This window comes from Acinetobacter sp. WCHAc060033 (assembly GCF_004209125.1).
Lineage (GTDB): Bacteria > Pseudomonadota > Gammaproteobacteria > Pseudomonadales > Moraxellaceae > Acinetobacter > Acinetobacter wuhouensis.
On sequence record NZ_SGSW01000178.1, the window covers coordinates 1 to 573 of the forward strand.

General features: G+C 36.5%; 1 protein-coding gene. It reads right to left on the reverse strand.

Annotation, left to right across the window (positions count from 1 at the left end):
• The coding region (locus tag EXE10_RS21170; RefSeq protein ID WP_130114612.1) for a hypothetical protein at positions 1 to 510 on the reverse strand (510 nt) is incomplete at its 3' end.
• Positions 511 to 573: the final 63 nt, after the last annotated feature.

Here is a 573-nt window from a genome sequence, read left to right on the forward strand (position 1 = left end):
TTTTGTCAGTTGCAAAAATACATAATCGCCCACTGTTAGGGTTATCTTTCCAAAGGTTTCAGCGCCTTTAACTTGCTTAGAAATTTGATCATTTAAATAATCAAGATGGTCATATTTATTTTGGATAATTTCACCATCGGGCAAGCGTAGCAGCAAGTCATTTACTCGACAAAGCAAAAGCAAAGTCGGGGGTCTAAGGGTATATAACTTATTTTCATTTTTCGATTTATCACGCAAGTAACGATAAAAATCAGCTTCGGTTAGATTTTCTTTCTGAAAACAACCGCCATTCGCAACGATGCAACAAAACGTACTTTGTCCGGACAGAAATTTTCGATACTGCTGTTGTGGTGTATTTAGCAAGCCATAGCGGTCATTCCACTTCTCAAGCATGGATTCTGCATTACTAAAATTTGTCGGTTTGACCAAAACCGCAAAATCATAGCCCTTCGAAAAACAAGCCAATACGGTATGGGTTAGCTCTTTCGTACCAGTGGTGTAATAAATCATTTTTTCTTATTTAGTCCAAAAATTTAATTATCAATATACCCTCATTTGTAGATTCTTAAAGGG